A 736-nucleotide genomic window follows, 5' to 3' on the forward strand; every position below is an offset into this window, starting at 1 on the left:
CGGTTCCGTCAATGTTGTGAATGGAACGGTTCTTTTGAATGCCGACGGTACCTTAAGTTTTAGCCCAGCCGCTAATTTCAACGGAACGACTGATTTTACGTATACCGTCACTTCTGGCGGAACGACAGAAACGGCTACCGTTACTATGACGGTGAATGCGGTCAATGATGCTCCGGTGAACAGTGTGTCTGGTGCACAAACGTTGAGTGAAGACGCCAATCAAGTGTTCAGCTCCGCTAACGGTAATGCGCTCAGCGTTGCCGATACTGACAGTGCGGTGGTGACGACTACGGTTTCTGTACTGCACGGCAGTTTGACGGCTGTTGCAACTGCAGGCGTGACCATCACCAATAATGGCACAGGATCGGTTACTTTAAGCGGTTCTCCTGCAGCAATCACTGCGGCTTTGGATGGCTTAAGCTACAGTCCAGTAGCCGATTACCACGGTTCCGATACCTTGACCATGAGTACTACAGACGGTGCGCTGCTCGACAGCGATACCGTAGGCATTACCATTAATCCTGTAGTGGATATTGCCGATGATGCTTTTGCGACCAATGAAGACACCGCTGTCACTCTTGACGTGAATGCCAATGACAGTTTTGAAAATGCAGGACATACCATTACCGCCATTAACGGTACGGCCATAGCAGTAGGCGGAAGTGTGGCTGTGGTTAACGGCAGTGTGTTGCTTAATGCCGACGGTACTTTAAGTTTTAGCCCAGCCGCTAATTTC

At 50.1% G+C, this 736-nt stretch carries 1 protein-coding gene; it reads left to right on the forward strand.

Annotation, left to right across the window (positions count from 1 at the left end; translation table 11 throughout):
- A partial coding sequence (locus tag Lwor_RS12095) for an Ig-like domain-containing protein (protein ID WP_193786623.1) occupies nt 1-736 on the forward strand: 736 nt, incomplete at both ends.

The organism is Legionella worsleiensis (assembly GCF_001467535.1).
GTDB classification, from domain to species: Bacteria; Pseudomonadota; Gammaproteobacteria; order Legionellales; family Legionellaceae; genus Legionella; species Legionella worsleiensis.